Origin of the sequence: Pseudomonas protegens, assembly GCF_003732485.1 — a bacterium.
Classification (GTDB): Bacteria; Pseudomonadota; Gammaproteobacteria; order Pseudomonadales; family Pseudomonadaceae; genus Aquipseudomonas; species Aquipseudomonas protegens_B.
This window is the reverse complement of sequence record NZ_MOAK01000088.1, coordinates 72,653-73,643: the sequence shown is the minus strand read 5'-3', so window position 1 is coordinate 73,643 and position 991 is coordinate 72,653. Positions and strand designations below refer to the sequence as shown.

At 59.3% G+C, this 991-nt stretch carries 1 protein-coding gene; it reads right to left on the bottom strand.

Annotated features, from left to right (window positions below):
* Positions 1–44: 44 nt before the first annotated feature.
* Positions 45–401, bottom strand: a complete 357-nt coding sequence (locus BLX41_RS31705; RefSeq protein WP_123728048.1) for a DUF6124 family protein — start codon at positions 399–401, stop codon at positions 45–47.
* Positions 402–991 lie beyond the last annotated feature (590 nt).

The window sequence follows — 991 nt, the reverse complement described above, 5'->3', positions numbered from 1 at the left end:
GGGCAGGCCTCTTCGCTGGCAAGCCAGCTCCTACGGGGCGGTGTTTAGGCGGGGGCTGGGCGGGCGCCGTCGAGCAGGGCGTCCACCACGGCGCGGGCCATTTCCACGGAATGCACCATGGACCAGATCAGTCCGCGTTCGATGCCGCTGGCCCGTTCGGTGATTTCATCGGACACCTCTTCGGCGCATTTGAGCAGTAAGGAGACGTGCATCAGGGCGTCTTCGGCATTCACCTGGGGCTCTACGGCGAACAGCGGGTGGCCCCGGCCATCGCGCAGGCCGAAGGGGCGATGGCGGGTGCCGTGCAAGGCGGCCAGCAGGTTGGCGTTGCTGCGGTCCAGTTCCGGGTCGCGGCGCGGATGATCGGTGGGCAAGGGTGGATCGGGGACGAGCTTTTTCATGACGGTCACTCACTCAGTAGTTAACGGACTGCCGAGCTCACTTCCACATGAGGGGTGGCAGTTGTGCGAGGGTGTGGAAGACCGGGACTGAGTAACCCAGCACACCCGAAGGTGTCCCGCGCACAACCGCCATAAAGCGATGCCGACGACAATACGTCGAGCCATGCCCATGAGCGCTCATGCTTACTCAGATCCGAACTTCCACATCCGGGCCGCTGATTTTGCAGCGGCACCGGGAGACTGCCTGATCGTTCGAAGGGGTACAAGGCGCTCAAAGGCGTGGGGGATTCTCTCGGATTTGCCCTACAAAACAAAGAGATTCTGCTTCGTTGCGGGGCGGCATCGCCTGACAAATCGCAGCTTTTTTCCAGGTAAAAAAACGGCACACCGGCCAATCAAAGGAGCAGAAAAATGATTTGATATTCAGTGAAATCAGGATTCGATATTCGGTCTATATTTGGGCTGAATATAGTGTAGGGTTCAAGCCGGCAGGATGATTGCGATCTTGCATAGTGAGCGTTAGGCATCCTGAGCGGCGAAGTCGCACAGGATCAGTTCGTAGCAGGGCGGCGAGCAAGCCGCCAAATGTA